This window comes from Micromonospora sp. DSM 43699 (genome assembly GCF_055517075.1).
The window spans coordinates 23,585-40,151 of record NZ_JBTMMT010000063.1 but is presented as its reverse complement, the minus strand read 5'-3'; the positions used below and the strand labels follow the sequence as shown (position 1 = coordinate 40,151).

Genomic DNA, 16,567 nt, shown 5'->3' with positions numbered 1-16,567 from the left:
AAATTCGGCAACGTCGAAATATCATTACCCAACTGCGCCGTCTCCGAGGTGAACCTGTCCCCCGTCAACTGCATCCCATCACCCGAGTCACCCGCAAACCGGATCACCACCCGGTCCAACTGACGGATCTGCTTGGTCACGCCCGCACCTCGCTTCGCTCGGCCCCGCCGCGCGCGCGGCTGCACATGATGGTGACCCCGCCTTGCCCGGCCACTCGACCTCCTTGACGCGCCGCTGCGCCCGGTCCGCCCGTGGGCTGGCCCGGCCCGCTGTCGTCTCTCGCTCCGAGCCTACGTCCCGGGCTTAGGGCATCCTTGGTGGAGGTCCGACACCTGGGATACAGGTCGGTGGCATTTGTGGGAGTTTGCGGCGATTTGCGGTGCCCGCCGTAATTGAGATCACCGCCCGTCCCGGTCGCCACCGGACTCCCCGGCTCCCGCCCGCCCGTCAGCCGGTCAGCCGGGTCGGTGCCTCGCCGGTGGTGTCCGCCGCCGGCCCGGTCGCCCGTCGCCGTAGTGAGCCGGTGGCAAGCGCGAGCGCCAACACCACCAGCAGGACGGAGACCACGATCAGCACGAGCGCGGTCCGCTGGGCGGACGACATCCCGGCGATGTCGACGGCCCCGCGTCCCTCCGCCGCGATCAACCCCTGCGACCCGGTCGGCGCGGGAGTGCCCACCGGCGTGGTGGCAAGCGCGGCGGCGGCGGTGATCCGGAAGCTCAGCTGGACCTGACGGGCCGGCCCGCGCTCCGGAGTCAGCCGGCCGACCAACGCGCCGGCCAGCGGCGCCTCGCGCTGGGCGTCCGGGGTGGCGGCGACGGTGAACCGGAGCGTCTCCGTCCGCCCCGCCGGCATGACGCCCAGGTCGCAGCGGGTACGCGTCGGCGACGCCGACACGCAGCCGGCCGGCGGATCCAGCACGCTGACCCCGGCAGGCAGCACGACCTCGACCCGTCCGGTGGCGTTTACCCGCCCGGTGTTGCCCAGTTGGGCCGCCAGCACGGTGGGTCCGCCACTGATGTCGAAGGCGACCTCGTCGGCGTCCAGCAGGATCCCGGGCACCGGCGGACCGGGCGGGAAGAGGACCGCGAAGCCCTCGTTGTCCCGGGCGGTGTTGCCGGCGCCCGGCCCGGTCGCGGTGACCCGTACCGCACCGCTCAGCGGCATCTGCCGCCAGGCGACGCCGCTGACCCGTACCCGGATCAGGGTGTCGAACAGGTCGCCCGGCGCGGTGGTCCACTCGCCGCAGTGCCAACCGTCGTCGCCGGCCGCCGCGCAACCAGGCGTCCCGGCGTCGGTGAGCCCGGCCGGCAGCGTGTACGCCAGTCGCACCCGCTCCGGCACGGCACCGGTGTTGGAGACGGTGACCCGCAGGGTGGTGACCGTGCTCCGGGCTCCCCAGTAGCGGTCGTCGAGCGTGACGTCCCCCGTGGTGACCTGGACCCCGACCCGCCCGCCGCCCGGCTGCTGCGGGTTCGGCCCCGGCGGCGCGGGCCTGCTGGGCAGCGGTGGCTTCGGGGTCGGTGCCGCGGTCGGAGTGGTGGTGGCCGTCGCCGCCGGTGCCGTGGTCTCCGGCGTCGTGCCGGTCGGCTCCGGCGCGGGTGTGGTGGGCTCCGGGGCCGGCGGCAGCGTCGGCGGTGCCGTGGTCGGGGCCGGCCCGGTCGCCGTCGGCTCGCCCGGGGGCATGGTCCCGTCCGTCGGGTCGCCGCCGCCGGCGGTGGGGACGTCGGCCGGGTCGGTGACCAGACGGGTCACGGTGGGTGCCGCCGTCGCCAGGCCCGCCGGCATCCCGAGCGCGACCACCAGCCCGGCCGTCAACACCGCCCCGACCAGAGCAGGGGTACGCCGGACGAGGAACCGCCGAAGGGCACGCGTGTTCACGCCGGGCATCTGACCTCCGTGACTCTGGGTGAGAGTTCATTATTCGGTAACAGTTGCCAGGTGGCACCAGTACCTGTGGAAGAGAATTCGGTGACGTGTTCGGGTGCCCGCCACGGCGTCTGGACCGGCCGAGGCCCGGTAGGCTGACCCACCGTGACCGGTTACCTGGGCTCGTACGCGACGCTCGGGCTCTTGCTGCTCGCTGCCGTCCTCTTCTTCGTTACGGCGTTCTCCGCCAACCGGGTGTTACGTCCCGGCCGTCCGGCCGACCCCGCCGGCAAGCGGGCCGGCTACGAGTGCGGCCTCGACCCGGTCGGTGGCGACTGGGCGCAGATGCAGATCCGTTACTACGTGTACGCGTACCTCTACGTGCTCTTCGCCGTCGAGGCGGTCTTCCTCTTCCCCTGGGCGATGGTCTTCGACCGGCCCGGTTTCGGTGCGGTGACGGTCGCCGAGATGGGCGTCTTCGTGGCCGTGGTCGCGCTCGGCATCCTCTACGCCTGGCGCAAGCGCATCCTGAACTGGACCTGACCACCCCCGCGGCCGGGTCGGGCGGCGGTCAGGCCAGGCCGCGGCGGGTGACGGTGGGTGGGCGGTCGCCCCGGATCGAGGCCACCATGTCGAGCACCCGACGGGTAGGCAGGACCTGGTGGGCGCGGAAGACCCGGGCACCGAGCCAGGCCGACACCGCCGTCGCGGCCAGGGTGCCCTCCAACCGGTCCGACACCGGAAGGTCCAGTGTCTCGCCGATGAAGTCCTTGTTCGACAACGCCACCAGCAGCGGCCAGCCGGTGCCGGACAGCTCGGCCAACCGGCGGGTGATCTCCAGGGAGTGGCGGGTGTTCTTGCCGAAGTCGTGCGCCGGGTCGATCAGGATGCCGTCGGGGCGTACCCCCAGGGCCACCGCCCGCTCGGCGAGCCCGGTCACCGTCGCGACCACGTCGGCGACCACGTCGGGGAAGGCCGCCCGGTGCGGCCGGGTGCGGGGCGTCAGGCCGCCGGCGTGTGAGCAGACCAGCCCGGCCCCGGTCTCGGCGGCCACCCGGGCGAGCGCCGGATCGGCCCCTGACCAGGTGTCGTTGAGCAGGTCCGCGCCGGCCGCCACCGCCTCGACCGCCACCTCGGCCCGCCAGGTGTCGATCGAGATGACCACCTCGGGGAACGCGGCCCGGACGGCGGCGATGGTGTCCACCGTCCGCCGGATCTCCTCGACCACGTCGACCTCGTCGCCCGGCCCGGCCTTCACCCCACCGATGTCGATGATCTCGGCGCCCTCGGCGACCGCCCGCTCCACCGCGCGCAGCGCGCTGTCCTGCGTGAAGGTGGCACCCCGGTCGAAGAACGAGTCCGGCGTCCGGTTGACGATCGCCATCACCACCGGCTCGCCCGGGGCGAACGTCCGCCCTCCGAGCCGCAGCGCCCCGGCCAATTCCGCCTCCCGCAGGTCACCGGCCGGACGACCCGGCCGATGCCGACGCTAGCTGGTCGTCCGCCCCGGCCCTCGGGCCGGTACGACCCCAGGCCCCCGCCCCGCTCCGGAGCCGGTACGGCCAGAAGATCGGTGACGATGATGGTGGTTGGGGTCGCTCCGGAGGGTGTCCCCGTGCCACGATCTCCCTATGGGTCAGACTCTGCTCATTGTGGTCGTCGCGTTGACCGTGGCGGCGGTCGTGTTCGGCGTGACGGTGCTGATCTCGGGTCGGGACGGGCTCGCCCCCACCGAGCCCGACGGCAGAGCCGTCCCGTTGCCCGGTGGCCGACCCCTGCGGGAGTCGGACGTCGGCGCGCTCCGCTTCGACACCGCCCTGCGCGGCTACCGGATGGCCCAGGTCGACCAGGCGATGCGCCGGGCCGCCTACGACATCGGATACAAGGCCGAGCTGATCGGGGTGCTGGAGGCCGAGGTCGTCGCGCTGCGGGAGGGCCGTACCGCCGACGCCGACGTGCTGCGCCGTACCCGGGAGGAGGCCGTCGCCACCCCGCCCGACGCCTCTCCGGCGACCCCTGCCCCGGACGCACCCGGTCCGGAAGGCCCGACCGTCGAGGTCGAGCCCATCGACATCACCCCCACCCCGACCACGGACCGCACCGAGACGGACCGCACCGAGACGGACCGCACCGAGACGGACCGCACCGAGACGGACCGCACCGAGGACCGTGCCGAGACGGACCGGGCCGACGCGGACCGTCCCGGCGGTGCCGTGGCCCGGTCGGAGCCGGTGTGACCGGACCCGATCCGGCCGGCGGCGGCCTGGCCGACGAGGCCGCCCAGCCGGGTGCCGGCGAGTTCACCGCCACGGTGATCGTCAACGCTCCCGCCGAGCGGGTCTTCGCCGCGCTGACCGACTGGGAGGGGCAGTCCGACTGGATTCCGCTGACCCGGGTGCGGGTGGTCGAGGGCGACGGCGGGGAGGGCAGCCTCGTCGAGGCGGTCACCTCGCTCGGCCCGGCGGCGCTGCGCGACGAGATGCGGGTGGTCCGGGTCGACGCCCCGTACGAGGTGGGCGTGGTGCACTGCGGCAGGCTGCTGCGCGGCCCGGGCGTGCTGCGTTGCACCCCGCTGGCCGACGGCCGCACGCAGGTGGTCTGGCACGAGTGGTTCCACCTGCCCGGCGGGTCGGCCGGGCGGGTCGCCTGGCCGCTGCTCTGGCCGGGTTCCAAGGCAAGCCTGACGCTGGCCCTGAGGCGCTTCGCCCGCCTGGTCGAGTCCGGCCGCCTGCCCCGGCCGTCCGCGCCCCGCTGACCGGTCCGGCCCGCCACCCGGCGGTGTCGGGCCCCTGGCCTAGCGTGTACCGGGTGACTGACCTGGTGACCGGCCCCGACGGACTGCCCCGCTGCGCGTGGGGGGCGAGCACCCCGGACTACGCGATCTACCACGACACCGAGTGGGGCCGTCCGCTGCGCGGCGACGACGCCCTCTACGAACGGCTCACCCTGGAGGCGTTCCAGTCCGGGCTGTCCTGGCTGACCATCCTGCGCAAGCGCCCGGCGTTCCGGCTGGCCTTCGCCGACTTCCGGATCGACCGGGTCGCCGCCTTCGACGACGCGGACGTGACCCGGCTGCTCGCCGACGCGGGAATCGTCCGCAACCGGGCCAAGATCGAGGCGGCGGTCGCCAACGCCCGCGCCGCGCTGGCCCTGCCCGCCGGGCTCTCCGCGCTGCTCTGGTCGTACGCGCCGCCGCCCCGGGCGGCCCGGTTCGGATCGTTCGCCGAGGTGCCGGCCACGACCCCGGCGTCCACCGCGCTGGCCAAGGCGCTCAAGAAGCAGGGTTTCCGCTTCGTCGGCCCCACCACGGCGTACGCGCTGATGCAGGCCACCGGAATGGTCGACGACCATCTCGCCGGCTGCCACGCCGGCACCGCCGTGGCCCGTGATGGGATGGGGTCATGACCGTGACCGAGCACCGCAGCACCGGCCCGACCGACGTCGACGGCGGGCGGGGCGACGACGCCTGGGCGGTGCTGCTGCCGGCCGGGCGGCACGACGCCGAACGCCTCGTCCACCACGACACCCTGGAGCTGACCGTCCCGGCCGGTGCGCCCGCGCCCCGCCCCGGTGACCCGGTGGCGGTGCTGGCCGACGACCCGCCCCGGCTGGTGGCGCTGGGCCGGGTCGCCCGGCACGACGGGCAGGCGCTGCTGGTGACGTACACCCGGCGGTCGTTCGACGCGCCGGTGCCGATCGACCGGACGGCGGTCGCCGGCCCGGTCACCGCGCTCGCCCCGGGCAGCTACCGCGAGCTGGTCGACCGGCTCGGCCCGCCGCCGCTGCGTCGGACCTGGCTGGTCAGCCTCGACCTGCCGATCGAGGCCGAGTCCCCGGCCGAGGCGGTCCGGCTCTTCTGGTCGTACGTGCAGGAGCTCGGTCCGGCCGAGCTGCCTGCCTTCGTCTCACCGAGCGGCGACGAGCTGGCCATGCAGGCGTTCGTGCTGGGCGCCGAGGCCAACCAGGACCCGGAGGAGGACGACTAGCCACCCGCCGACCGGGTAAGGGCGCACGGGTGCCGGCAGTCGGTCGGCCGGTCGGGGGAGAGCCGATGCGGTTCCAGGACAAGGTCGCGTTCGTCACCGGTGGCGCCTCGGGGCTCGGGGAGGCGACCGCCCGCCGATTCGCCGCCGAGGGGGCCCGGCTGGTGATCGCCGACATCAACGCCGAGGGCGCCCGGCGGGTGGCCGCCGAGCTGCCCGACGCCCTCGCGGTCACCGTCGACACCGGCGACGCCGCAGCGGTGGAGCAGGGCATCGCGGACGCGGTGCAGCGCTACGACCGGATCGACGTCATCTTCAACAACGCCGGCATCGACGGCCGGCAGCAGCCCCTGCACGAGATGGACGTGGAGAACTGGCAGAAGGTCCGGCGGATCAACGGCGACGGCGTGTTCCACGTGCTCAAGTACGGCATCGAGGCCATGCTGCGCGGAGGCGGGGGTGCAATCGTCAACACCTCGTCCACCACCGGCCTGGCGGCGCAGGAGAACATCTCCCCGTACACCTTCACCAAGGCCGGCATCGTCGGGCTCACCCGGTCGGCGGCGGTGGAGTACGCGGCCCGCAACATCCGGGTCAACGCGGTCGCCCCCACTGTGGTGATGACCCCGCTGGTGCAGCACTTCATCGACAGCGCGCCCGATCCGGCGGAGATGCGGGCCCGGATGGAGTCGTTCAACCCGAAACCCGGCATCCCCAGCCCGGACGACGTGGCCGGCGTGGTGCTCTTCCTCTGCTCCGACGACGCCACCTGGATCACCGGCCACACCGTCCCCATCGACGGCGGCTATGTCGCCCGCTGACGGGGACGGTGTGGCCCGGCACCGACGGGGATGGTGTGGCCCGGCCGGCAGGTCGTCGAGGTGACGCGTGACCGCCACGGCACGGCACGGCCGGTGCCCCCGGGCCGGCCCGGCACTTCAGTTGCCGTGGAAGACCGGCTTCTGCTTTTTGACGAACGCGATGGTGGCGGCCCGGTGGTCGGCGGTGGCCCCGCAGATCGACTGGGCCTGCGCCTCGGCGGAGAGGGCGTCGGCGAGGGTGCCCGCGTCGGCGATGGAGAGCTGCCGCTTGATCGCCCCGTAGGCGACGGTCGGGCCGGCGGCGAGCCGGGCGGCCAGCTCGTGCGCGGTGGGCAGCACCTGCTCGTCGTCCTCGACCAGCCGGGTGAGCAGCCCCGACCGGTAGGCCTCGTCGGCACCGACCGGCTCGGCGAGCATCAGCAGTTCGACGGCCTTGGCGTGGCCGACCAACCGGGGCAGTGTCCAGGACGCCCCGGTGTCGGCGGCCAGGCCCACCCCGGCGAACGCCATCAGGAACTTCGTCTTCGGCCCACCGATCCGGAAGTCGGCCAGGAACGCCAGCGAGGCGCCCGCTCCGGCGGCCATCCCGCGGACCGCGGCGACCACCGGCTTGGGCAGGTTCGCCAGCCGGGCGGCGATCGGGTTGTAGTGCGCCCGGACGGTGTCCAACGGATCCCGACCCGGCGACTCCAGGGTCTGTACGTGCTCGCGCAGGTCCTGACCGGCGCTGAACGAGCCACCCGCCCCGGCCAGCACCACCGCCCGGCAGGACCGGTCGGTCTCCAGCTCGGCCAGGGCGTCCCGGAGGGCCTCCTTGAGCGCCACGTCGAGCGAGTTCATCGCGGTGGGGCGGTTCAGGGTCAGGGTGACCACGGCATCGGTGCGGTCGACGAGCAGTGGCTCGGTCACGTCGCTAACGGCCCTTCTGTCGGGGAAGCCGGTTGCCGGCGTCGAGGCACTGCTCGACGTACCGGTCGGCGGCCGGCCGGAGCCGGGTGGCGTGCCTGTCGAAGAAGCTGGCGGCGGCGGTGCCGGGCCAGCGTTCGGGAAGCAACGCCGGGGGGAGTTGCGGGTCCTGGAAAAGGAAGGTACGCCATGCGTGCACCAGCCGGAACCGGGCCGCGTACGCCTCCTCGTCGCCACTGCGTACGGTCACCCCGGCCAGTTGGGCACGCTGTTCGGCGACGAACCGCTCGTACGCGTGCCCGATCTCGCCGAGGTCCCAGGCGCGGCGGACCACGCCCATCGCGCCGGGGGTGCCGGCGGCGTGTGCGGCGGTGAACCGCTCGTAGTGCACCCCGGCCTCCTCCAGCAGCACGTCGACGTCCTCGCTGGCCCGGGTGGCCACCCAGGTGTGCTCGTCGAGGGTGCCGTAGCCGAGGAAGCTGAGGTTGGCGGCGAGCCGCTGCCGGTCCCGGCGGGCCGTCGGGGTCGACAGGACCAGCAGGTCGAACCGCCCGTCCCAGGTGATCCGCCCGGTGCGGTAGATCCGGGCGGCGGCCTCGTCCAGCCGGCGGACCGCCTTGGGCGTGATCGAATACCCGGGGCCGGAGGCGAGCCGCAGCGGTTCGAGCCAGCCCTGGCGGACCATCCGGGACACGGCGGTCCGGACGGCCGGCGGGGCGACGCCGAGTGGGGCCAGCAACTTCACCAGGGCGGCAACCGGTGCGCGCCCACCCCTCGTGCGGAGATGGTCGCCGTAGAGGTCGAAGAGTGCCGACCGTGCCTGCATGACCGCACATTGTGACAGGCCTTCTCAAGATAAGCTAGATGCTGTTACATCAATGCTGCTCCGGTTTGGGTCCGGCGGTGTTCATCAGGGAAAATCGTGGTCGACGCCCCCGCGTACCTTGCGGGTGGTCGGCACGAAGTGGCTGTGGGGCAGTACACCTACCCTGATGTTTAGGTCTGAGGGGAGACAACATGGCGGCGATGAAGCCGCGGACGGGCGACGGTCCGCTGGAAGTCACCAAGGAGGGTCGGGGCATCGTCATGCGGGTCCCGCTGGAGGGCGGTGGCCGGCTCGTCGTCGAGATGACTCCCGACGAGGCCAACGCGCTCGGTGACGCGCTGAAGGCGGCTGCCGGCTGATCGGCCGGCACTCCGCGCGGTGCCGCGCGGACGGTCCCGGGTCCCTGAGTCACCGGCGTCGCCGGTGACTCAGGGACTTCGTCTGTCACCCGCGGGTCATCGAGGTCCCGCACCACGAACTTCCCGGAGGTACGGTCCAGCGTGCTCGCCATCAGCCTCGCCGTCGCCGTCGACCGGTCGGACGTCCTCGTCCTGCCCGTCCGCGCCGCCACCGACCCGGACGGCACCGCGCCGGCACTGGTCGCCACCGCACCGCCGCCCGCCGACGAGCTGCGGACCGAGGCGGAGGCGCTGCTGCCGGCCACCCGGCTGACCGGCCGGGCCGGCGAGACCCTGACCCAGCTGCGCCCCGGTCGTACCCCGGCCCGTCTGCTGCTGCTCGGCGTGGGCGACGGTGGAGAGCGGGCCTGGCGGACTGCCGGTGCCGCCCTGGCCCGTGCCGCCGCAGATGAGACACATATCACGTTGGCTCTGCCGGTCGACGCTACGGCCGGAGTCGTCCGGGCCCTCGTCGAGGGGGTGCTGCTCGCCTCGTACCGGTTCCGGCTGTCCGAGGGGGAGCCGTCGCCCACGCTGGCCGGGGTGACCCTGCTGACCGTTGCGCCGGACCCGCTCGCCGAGGCGGTCGAGGCGGCCCGGACCACCGCCCGGATGACCTGTTTCGCCAGGGACCTGACCAACACCCCGTCCTCGGTGAAGAACCCGCAGTGGTTCGCCGCCCAGGTCGCCTCCGCCGCCGCCGAACACCCCGACCTGCACCTGCGGGTACGCGGTCCACAGGAGTTGGCGGCCGAGGGCTTCGGCGGCATCCTCGCCGTCGGCGGCGGCTCGGCCAGCCCTCCTCGCCTGGTCGAGCTGGACTGGCGGCCCGCCGACGCCCGGCTGCACGTCGTCCTGGTCGGCAAGGGGATCACCTTCGACACCGGCGGCATCTCGATCAAGCCGGTGCCGGCGATGAAACTGATGCGCAAGGACATGGCCGGTGCGGCGGCGGTCGTCGCGGCCACCCTCGGCGCGGCGGCGCTGCGGCTGCCCCTCCGGGTCACCGCCCTGACGCCCCTGGCCGAGAACATGGTCAGCGGCGCGGCGTTCCGCCCCGGCGACGTCATCCGGCACTACGACGGCACGACCAGCGAGAGCACCAACTCCGACGCCGAGGGCCGGCTGGTGCTCGCCGACGCGCTCGGTTACGCGGCCCGCGAGCTCCGCCCCGACCTGCTGATCGACCTGGCCACCCTGACCGGTGCCAACGCGGTGGCGCTGGGCAAGCGGACCGGCGCGCTCTACAGCGAGAACGACGAACTGGCCGCCGCCGTGCTGGGCGCCGTGGACGACGCCGGCGAGGCGGCCTGGCGGATGCCACTGCCCGCCGACTACCTCGAACACCTCGGCAGCGACCTGGCCGACCGGCACAGCTCCCCGGACCGGGGGGCCGGCTCGGTGATGGCCGCGCTCTACCTGCGCGAGTTCACCGGCGAGCTGCGGGACCGGTGGCTGCACATCGACATGTCCGCGCCGTCCTGGGCCGACGGCGACCACGCGGAGCTGACCCGTGGTGCGACCGGCTGGGGCGTCCGGGGCCTGCTGCGCTGGCTGGCGACCCTGGACTGAGCCGCCCACCCCGGCCCGCGCTCCGGCCGGTCAGCGGGTCAGCACTTCACCGCGGCCAGCAGGCCGTGACCGACCGGGAGCAGAGCCGGAATCCACTGCTCGGCCTCCCGGATCGCCTTGACCGTCTCCCGCATGGTCACCGTTTCGGCGTCCCGGGCGGCCGGGTCGCCGATCCGTCCGCCGGCGAAGCCGCCGTTGAGGGCGAGCACCCCGCCGGGGCGCAGCAGCCGCAGCGCGGCGTCGACGTACGCGGCGGAGCCGGTCGCCTCGCCGTCCACGAAGATCAGGTCGTACGCGCCGTCGGCGAGCCGGGGCAGCACGTCCAGCGCCCGACCGGTGATGATCCGGGTGCGGCCGGACAGGAAGCCGGCCTCGACGAAGATCCGCCTGGCGATCCGCTGGTGCTCGATCTCGACGTCGATGGTGGTGAGCACCCCGTCGGCACGCATGCCACGGAGCAGCCAGACCCCGCTGACCCCGGTGCCGGTGCCGATCTCCACCACCGCGCGGGCGTTGCCGGCGGCGGCGAGCAGGCGCAGCGCCGCCCCGGCGCCCGGGGTGACCGCGTCGAGGCCGACCTCCCGGGCGAGGCTGCGGGCGGTCCGAAGCACGATGTCCTCGCCCACGTACGACTCGGCGAACTGCAACGCCTGCGCCGTCGGGCTGCCGGAACTGGCGACCGTGGCGATGGGACACCTCCGGGCGGGATGATGGTGCAACGGGCGGGTTGGCGGTATGAGCCTAGAGGCGAGGCTTCCTCGGCGCAGCCGCGAGTCCACCCGTGACCGTTCCCGGTCGGGCCGGAGTCCGCCCGTGCACCACCGACGGCGTGCCGAAGTCCGTCCGTGCACCGTTCCGCAGGGCCGGAGTTCCGCCGACGGCGGGGCCGGCGGTCGTCGGTGGGGCCGGCGGTCGTCGGTGGTCGGTCGTGACGGGATGAAAGGCGTCGGTCGCGATCACGGGCGGGCAAGAGCTGACTCCGTCCGGCGCATCCGTGCAATCCTGGATGGGGTGCCCTCCTGCGCCGTGACCGCCACCCCCGGTCGTGGCCCGGGGCACCGGGGGACGGACTGGGAGGCACCGACGTGACCGACGGCTGGGACTGGCGAGCGCCCGGCGGGACTCCGGGGTCGGCGTCGCCGCCGGCCGGGCCGCCACAGACAGGCCCGACGACGCCGTACGGGGCCCACGGCGGTCCGGCGTCGCCATGGTGGTCCGACGCGCTCGCCGACCCCTGGCGCGACCCGTACGCCCCGTCAGCGGTGGTCCTGCCGGGCGTGCCGGCCACCGGGGCGGCACCGGAGCCGGTCACCGACCCGGACGCGCCGGGCCGGCCGAAGCTCCGCCAACTGCTGCTCGTCCCGCTGATCGTCGCGCTGCTCGCCGGCACCCTGGGCGGTGCCCTCGGGTACGCCTTCGCGGTGCGTGGCGGGGTCGGCGGCGGGGTCACCCTGGGGGCCGGCCCGGCCGAGGGCCCGGCGCTGGCCCAGCGTCGCCCCGATTCGCTGGCCGGGGTCGCCGGCCGGGTCCTGCCCAGCGTGGTGACCATCCGGGTGGCCAGCCTGGGCGGCACCAGCGAGGGCTCCGGGTTCGTCGTCAGCACCGACGGCTACATCGTCACCAACGACCACGTGGTCGCCGACGGCACCGGCCGGGCGTCGGTGACCTTCAACGACGGCAGCAGCTCCCCGGCGACGGTGGTCGGTCAGGACCCGGAGTCGGACATCGCGGTGATCAAGGTGAACCGCAAGGGGCTGCGGCCGATCGAGTTCGGTGATTCCGAGACGCTCGCGGTGGGCGACCCGGTGCTGGCCATCGGCTCACCGCTGTCCCTGGCGAACACGGTCACCGCCGGCATCATCAGCGCGTTGGACCGCACCATGCAGGCGGGTGAACCGGGTGGGCCGGTCCGCTACTACGCCGCGATCCAGACCGATGCCGCGGTCAACCACGGCAACTCCGGCGGTCCGTTGGTCGACTCGGCGGGCCGGGTGATCGGGGTGAACTCGACGATCAAGTCGCTGGTGGCGGAGGGGCAGGAGGCGGGGAACATCGGGCTCGCCTTCGCCATCCCGATCAACCAGGCGAAACGGATCACCCAGGACATCATCGGCACCGGCAAGGCCCGGCGTACCGTGATCGGGGCCCAGGTCGCCGGCACCGGGACCGCCAGCCGGGCCGGCACCGGCGTGCGCCTGGCGGCCGTGGAGCCGACCGGCCCGGCGGCCGGGGCGGGCCTGAAGACCGGCGACGTGGTCCTCAGGCTCAACGGGCGGCCGATGAACGAGCCGACCGACCTGATCGCCCTGGTCCGCAAGTTCGCCCCGGGATCGGTGGTGACGGTGGAGTACCGGCGTGGCACGACCCGGCAGAACGCCTCGGTGACGCTCGCCGCGGACGCCAAGTGAGGACCGGTCACCCCCTCCCGGATCGGGGTCTGACGTGCGTAGGCTTGGCCCGACGCGACGAGGAGGCCCCGCGGTGCTCGACAACCTGAACTGGTGGGAGATCGGCGTACTGCTGCTCCTGGCGCTGCTGATCTTCGGAGACCGGTTGCCCAACGTCATCAGCGACGGCCTGCGGATGGTGCGCAACCTGCGCAACATGGCCCGCAACGCGACCGGCGACCTGAGCCGTGAGCTGGGCACCGACATCCAGCTGGAGGACCTGCACCCGAAGGCGTTCATCCGCAAGCACCTCCTCAGCGAGGAGGACGAGCAGGCGATCCGCAAGCCCCTCCAGGGCGTCTACGACAACCTGCGGGCGGACGTGACAGGCGTGCACGAGGAGCTCAAGGAGGTCGCCGACCGGGTCGACCCGCGGGCCGCCGCCCGGAAGAGCACCGCGACCAGCACTGCTCCCGCTCCCGCACCGGCCCCCCGCCCCAGCTACGACGACGCCACCTGACCCCTCGGCCCGGGTGGCGGCGGGGGCACGGTCAGCGGCCGGCGGGCTTGAGGCCCAGTGGCTTGCCGAGCAGCGACTCGCGGCGTACCGCCAGCCGGTCGGCCACCTGGCGCAGTGCCTTCGCGGCGGGCGCGTCCGGCGCGGACAGCACGATCGGGGTGCCGGCGTCGCCGCCCTCGCGGACCCGGGTGTCCATCGGGATCTGACCCAGCAGCGGCACCTGCGCGCCGATCGTCCGGGTCAGCGACTCGGCCACCGCCGCACCGCCGCCGGTGCCGAAGACCTCCATCCGGGACCCGTCCGGCAGCTCCAGCCAGGACATGTTCTCGATGACGCCGACGATGCGCTGGTGGGTCTGCAGGGAGATCGCACCGGCCCGCTCGGCGACCTCGGCCGCTGCCGCCTGCGGGGTGGTCACCACCAGGATCTCGGCGTTGGGCAGCAACTGGGCCACCGAGATGGCGATGTCGCCGGTGCCCGGGGGCAGGTCGAGCAGGAGGACGTCCAGCTCACCCCAGTAGACGTCGCCGAGGAACTGCTGCAACGCCCGGTGCAGCATCGGGCCGCGCCACACCACTGCCGCGTTGCCCGGGGTGAACATGCCGATCGAGATCACCTTCACGCCGTTCGCCTGCGGCGGCATGATCATGTCTTCCACCCGGGTGGGTTTGCCGTCCGCGCCGAGCATCCGGGGCACCGAGTGGCCGTAGATGTCGGCGTCCACCACGCCGACGGCCAGGCCCCGGGCGGCCAGCGCGGCGGCCAGGTTGACGGTGACGCTGGACTTGCCGACGCCGCCCTTGCCGCTGGCCACCGCGTACACCCGGGTGCGGGAGCCGGGCTGGGCGAACGGGATCACCGACTCGTCACCGGCGGCGCCCCCGCGCAGCTTGCCCTGCAACTCCTGCCGTTGCTCCGGGCTCATCACCCCGAACTCGATCTCGACGCCGGCCACCCCGGGCACCGCGCCGACGGCGGCGGTGATGTCACCCCGCAGCTTGTCCTTCAGCGGGCACCCGGCGACGGTGAGCAGCAGCCCGACCCGGACCACGCCGTCCTCGCCGATCTCGGCGGAGCGGACCATGCCGAGGTCGGTGATGGGCCGGCGGATCTCCGGGTCGTTGACGGTGGCCAGGGCGGCCTGGATCGCGTCGGAGATGGTGCTGACGGGAGCTGACATGCGGGCAATGCTACGTCGGCGGTGCGGTGCGTCCGCCGGCAGCGGGGCCGGGTGTGAGCGAATCGATCGGCGGGCCGGGGTCGTCCCGGCCCGCCGACGAACCCGGATGATCAGGTACGAAGTGCCACGCTCAGCTCTCCGGGCGGCCGTCCCGGGCGTAGTCGCCGTCCAGCTCGTCCCGGGGCTCGTCGAGCGGCGGTTCACCACCCCCGGACCGCCCCTGGCCAGCCTCCGACCGCCCCTCGCCGCCCCCGGGCCGCCCGCCGGTCCGTTTCGACTGCCGCAGCTCCCGCTTCTGCCGGCGTTGGGCGGCCGCGTCCAGCTCCTCGGCCAGCCGGGCCAACTCCGAGCGGAGGAAGTCCCGGGTGGCCACCTCGCCCAGCGCGATCCGCAGCGCGGCGACCTCCCGGGCCAGGTACTCGGTGTCCGCCTTCTGCATGGTCGCCCGACGACGGTCCTCCTCCAGTGCCACCCGGTCCCGGTCCGTCTGCCGGTTCTGCGCGAGCAGGATCAGCGGGGCCGCGTACGACGCCTGCAACGACAACACCAGGGTCAGGAACGTGAAGGTGTACGGGTCGAAGCGCAGGTCCGCCGGGGCCAGGGTGTTCCAGCCGAACCACAGCGCGATCACCACGGTCATGTAGACGATGAAGTTCGCCGTGCCCATCCCCCGGGCGATCCCCTCCGACCAGCGGCCGAACGCCTCCGCGTCGAACCGGGGCAGCTTGACCCCCCGGGGCTCGCGCGGCTGGTCCAACCGCTCGGCCCGGCGCTGTTCAGCCATCGGTGCCACCGCCGATCGCCGGGGCGGACGGGTCCGTCTCGTCGGCGGTGGCCGGGGCGGGTACGGCGTCCCGGTCCCGCCAGTCCCTCGGCAGCGAGTGGTCGAGCACGTCGTCGACGGTGACCGCGCCGACCAGCCGGTTGTTCCGGTCGACCACCGGCATCGCCACCAGGTCGTAGGTGGCCATCCGGCGGGTGATCTCCGGCAACGGGGTGGTCGGCCGCAGCGGGTCGATGTCGTTGACCACCACCCCGCCGAGCAGGTCGGCAGGCGGCTCGCGCAGCAGCCGTTGGAAGTGCACGATGCCCAGGTAGCGGCCGGTGGGGGTGGTCATCGGCGCGCGGGTCACGAAGACCTGTGCGGCGATCGCCGGGGAGAGCTGCTCCTCCCGGATCCGGGCCAGCGCCTCGGCGACGGTGGCGTCCGGCGGCAGGATCACCGGCTCGGACGTCATCACGCTGCCGGCCGTGCCGGAGGTGTACTTCAGCAGTTGCCGGACCGGGTCGGCCTCGTCGGGCTCCATCAGGTCGAGCAGCACGTCCTGCTCCGGTGGGGGTAGCTCGTTGAGCAGGTCGGCGGCGTCGTCGGGGTCCATCTCCTCCAGCACGTCGGCGGCCCGTTCCCGGTCCAGGGCGGCGAGGATCTCCACCTGGTCGCGCTCGGGCAGTTCGCTGAGCACGTCGGCGAGGCGTTCGTCGTCGAGCGCCGCCGCGACCTCGTTGCGCCGGGCGTCGGGCAGGTCCTGGAGGGCGTTGGCCAGGTCGGCCGGGCGCATGTCCTCCAGCACGGCGAGCAGGTTGGCCGTACCCCGGTTGTCGGCTATGCCGCTCAGGCCGCGTACCCGCTCCCAGTCCACCTGGTGCAGGTGACCACGGCGGGTCAACCGCGTGGACTGCTCGCGGACGGCGACCCGGGACAACGCCCACTCGCCGCCCCGGCTGCGTTCCATCGCGACGTCCACCACCGCGCCGGGCTGGCCGCCCGGGTCGAGCTGCACCCGCCGGTCCAGCAACTCCTGGAGGACGAGCAGCTCGTTGGGGCGCTTCTCGAAGCGGCGCAGGTTGAGGGTGCCGCTGCCGAGGACGACCGCGTCGGCGTCGATGGAGGTGATCCGGTTGATGGACAGGAATATCCGGCGGCGCATCGGCATCTCGGCCACCAGCCCCACCACCTCGGGCGGACGCTGGGTCGGCCGGATCCGGGCCACCGCGTCGCGGACCCGCCCCACCTGGTCGCCGTTCGGGTCGAAGACGGCGACTCCGGCGAGTCGAGCGATGTAGACCCGGTTCGGCGTGCTCACGGCCACCAGCCTAAGCGCCTA

At 73.7% G+C, this 16,567-nt stretch carries 18 protein-coding genes; 10 read left to right on the top strand and 8 right to left on the bottom strand.

Annotated features, from left to right (window positions below):
* Positions 1–447: 447 nt before the first annotated feature.
* Positions 448–1,890, bottom strand: coding sequence for a hypothetical protein (locus AC0AIB_RS24775; protein WP_465097566.1), 1,443 nt, complete (start codon positions 1,888–1,890; stop codon positions 448–450).
* Between the two features lie 144 nt (positions 1,891–2,034).
* On the opposite strand from AC0AIB_RS24775, the gene ndhC reads away from it, so the two are divergent.
* Positions 2,035–2,412, top strand: coding sequence for an NADH-quinone oxidoreductase subunit A (ndhC, locus tag AC0AIB_RS24770; protein ID WP_328340426.1), 378 nt, complete (start codon positions 2,035–2,037; stop codon positions 2,410–2,412).
* Positions 2,413–2,440: 28 nt separating this feature from the next.
* Here the strand turns inward: ndhC and folP are convergent, their stop codons facing one another.
* A complete protein-coding gene (folP, locus tag AC0AIB_RS24765; protein WP_465097565.1) occupies positions 2,441–3,310 on the bottom strand; it encodes a dihydropteroate synthase in 870 nt (289 codons plus the stop codon).
* A gap of 190 nt (positions 3,311–3,500) precedes the next feature.
* Between folP and AC0AIB_RS24760 the strand changes: the two genes are divergently transcribed.
* From AC0AIB_RS24760 to AC0AIB_RS24740, 5 genes are all read left to right on the top strand, one after another.
* The gene (locus AC0AIB_RS24760) at positions 3,501–4,106 is read left to right on the top strand and encodes a DivIVA domain-containing protein (RefSeq protein WP_465097564.1); all 606 of its coding nucleotides are present in this window, start codon (positions 3,501–3,503) and stop codon (positions 4,104–4,106) included.
* Positions 4,103–4,624, top strand: a complete 522-nt coding sequence (locus AC0AIB_RS24755; protein ID WP_328340420.1) for an SRPBCC family protein — start codon at positions 4,103–4,105, stop codon at positions 4,622–4,624. Before AC0AIB_RS24760 ends, AC0AIB_RS24755 begins: the two co-directional genes overlap by 4 nt.
* Before the next feature lie 53 nt (positions 4,625–4,677).
* The gene (locus tag AC0AIB_RS24750; RefSeq protein WP_328340418.1) at positions 4,678–5,274 is read left to right on the top strand and encodes a DNA-3-methyladenine glycosylase I; all 597 of its coding nucleotides are present in this window, start codon (positions 4,678–4,680) and stop codon (positions 5,272–5,274) included.
* Positions 5,271–5,855 carry a hypothetical protein gene (locus AC0AIB_RS24745; RefSeq protein ID WP_465097563.1) on the top strand — a complete coding sequence of 195 codons (585 nt, stop codon included), beginning with the start codon at positions 5,271–5,273 and terminating at the stop codon, positions 5,853–5,855. The genes AC0AIB_RS24750 and AC0AIB_RS24745 overlap by 4 nt, the downstream gene beginning before the upstream one ends.
* A 65-nt stretch (positions 5,856–5,920) precedes the next feature.
* On the top strand, positions 5,921–6,673 hold the full coding sequence (locus AC0AIB_RS24740; protein ID WP_328340414.1) for an SDR family NAD(P)-dependent oxidoreductase: 753 nt from the start codon (positions 5,921–5,923) through the stop codon (positions 6,671–6,673).
* A gap of 117 nt (positions 6,674–6,790) precedes the next feature.
* Here the strand turns inward: AC0AIB_RS24740 and AC0AIB_RS24735 are convergent, their stop codons facing one another.
* Together AC0AIB_RS24735 and AC0AIB_RS24730 are read right to left on the bottom strand one after the other, a co-directional pair.
* Entirely contained in the window at positions 6,791–7,582 is a 792-nt protein-coding gene (locus AC0AIB_RS24735) for an enoyl-CoA hydratase/isomerase family protein (RefSeq protein WP_328340412.1), read from the bottom strand.
* Positions 7,583–7,586: 4 nt separating this feature from the next.
* Positions 7,587–8,405, bottom strand: coding sequence for a PaaX family transcriptional regulator (locus tag AC0AIB_RS24730; protein WP_328340411.1), 819 nt, complete (start codon positions 8,403–8,405; stop codon positions 7,587–7,589).
* Positions 8,406–8,596: 191 nt separating this feature from the next.
* Between AC0AIB_RS24730 and AC0AIB_RS24725 the strand changes: the two genes are divergently transcribed.
* Positions 8,597–8,764: a DUF3117 domain-containing protein gene (locus AC0AIB_RS24725; RefSeq protein ID WP_007455245.1), complete on the top strand. Its 168-nt coding sequence runs from the start codon at positions 8,597–8,599 to the stop codon at positions 8,762–8,764.
* A 141-nt stretch (positions 8,765–8,905) separates the two neighbouring features.
* Positions 8,906–10,375, top strand: a complete 1,470-nt coding sequence (locus tag AC0AIB_RS24720; RefSeq protein WP_328340409.1) for a leucyl aminopeptidase family protein — start codon at positions 8,906–8,908, stop codon at positions 10,373–10,375.
* A gap of 38 nt (positions 10,376–10,413) precedes the next feature.
* Here AC0AIB_RS24720 and AC0AIB_RS24715 read toward each other — a convergent pair whose 3' ends face one another.
* A complete protein-coding gene (locus tag AC0AIB_RS24715; RefSeq protein ID WP_328348943.1) occupies positions 10,414–11,001 on the bottom strand; it encodes an O-methyltransferase in 588 nt (195 codons plus the stop codon).
* A 444-nt stretch (positions 11,002–11,445) separates the two neighbouring features.
* On the opposite strand from AC0AIB_RS24715, the gene AC0AIB_RS24710 reads away from it, so the two are divergent.
* Both AC0AIB_RS24710 and AC0AIB_RS24705 read left to right on the top strand, forming a co-directional pair.
* The gene (locus AC0AIB_RS24710) at positions 11,446–12,783 is read left to right on the top strand and encodes a S1C family serine protease (RefSeq protein ID WP_465097569.1); all 1,338 of its coding nucleotides are present in this window, start codon (positions 11,446–11,448) and stop codon (positions 12,781–12,783) included.
* Between the two features lie 73 nt (positions 12,784–12,856).
* Entirely contained in the window at positions 12,857–13,282 is a 426-nt protein-coding gene (locus AC0AIB_RS24705; protein ID WP_328340406.1) for a twin-arginine translocase TatA/TatE family subunit, read from the top strand.
* Positions 13,283–13,313: 31 nt separating this feature from the next.
* Here AC0AIB_RS24705 and AC0AIB_RS24700 read toward each other — a convergent pair whose 3' ends face one another.
* The 3 genes from AC0AIB_RS24700 to AC0AIB_RS24690 all read right to left on the bottom strand — a co-directional run bounded on the left by AC0AIB_RS24700 (position 13,314) and on the right by AC0AIB_RS24690 (position 16,546).
* A complete protein-coding gene (locus tag AC0AIB_RS24700) occupies positions 13,314–14,462 on the bottom strand; it encodes a P-loop NTPase (protein ID WP_328340404.1) in 1,149 nt (382 codons plus the stop codon).
* A 130-nt stretch (positions 14,463–14,592) separates the two neighbouring features.
* Positions 14,593–15,246, bottom strand: coding sequence for a DUF1003 domain-containing protein (locus tag AC0AIB_RS24695; RefSeq protein WP_328340402.1), 654 nt, complete (start codon positions 15,244–15,246; stop codon positions 14,593–14,595).
* Positions 15,239–16,546 carry a magnesium transporter MgtE N-terminal domain-containing protein gene (locus AC0AIB_RS24690; RefSeq protein WP_328340400.1) on the bottom strand — a complete coding sequence of 436 codons (1,308 nt, stop codon included), beginning with the start codon at positions 16,544–16,546 and terminating at the stop codon, positions 15,239–15,241. The genes AC0AIB_RS24695 and AC0AIB_RS24690 overlap by 8 nt, the downstream gene beginning before the upstream one ends.
* Positions 16,547–16,567: the final 21 nt, after the last annotated feature.

Bases quoted from the DNA above. Each gene is read 5' to 3' on its own strand.
- AC0AIB_RS24775 (WP_465097566.1), bottom strand. From the start codon at position 1,890: ATGCCCGGCGTGAACACGCGTGCCCTTCGGCGGTTCCTCGTCCGGCGT.
- AC0AIB_RS24760 (WP_465097564.1), top strand. From the start codon at position 3,501: ATGGGTCAGACTCTGCTCATTGTGGTCGTCGCGTTGACCGTGGCGGCG.
- AC0AIB_RS24745 (WP_465097563.1), top strand. From the start codon at position 5,271: ATGACCGTGACCGAGCACCGCAGCACCGGCCCGACCGACGTCGACGGC.
- AC0AIB_RS24740 (WP_328340414.1), top strand. From the start codon at position 5,921: ATGCGGTTCCAGGACAAGGTCGCGTTCGTCACCGGTGGCGCCTCGGGG.
- AC0AIB_RS24730 (WP_328340411.1), bottom strand. From the start codon at position 8,405: ATGCAGGCACGGTCGGCACTCTTCGACCTCTACGGCGACCATCTCCGC.
- AC0AIB_RS24725 (WP_007455245.1), top strand. From the start codon at position 8,597: ATGGCGGCGATGAAGCCGCGGACGGGCGACGGTCCGCTGGAAGTCACC.
- AC0AIB_RS24700 (WP_328340404.1), bottom strand. From the start codon at position 14,462: ATGTCAGCTCCCGTCAGCACCATCTCCGACGCGATCCAGGCCGCCCTG.
- AC0AIB_RS24695 (WP_328340402.1), bottom strand. From the start codon at position 15,246: ATGGCTGAACAGCGCCGGGCCGAGCGGTTGGACCAGCCGCGCGAGCCC.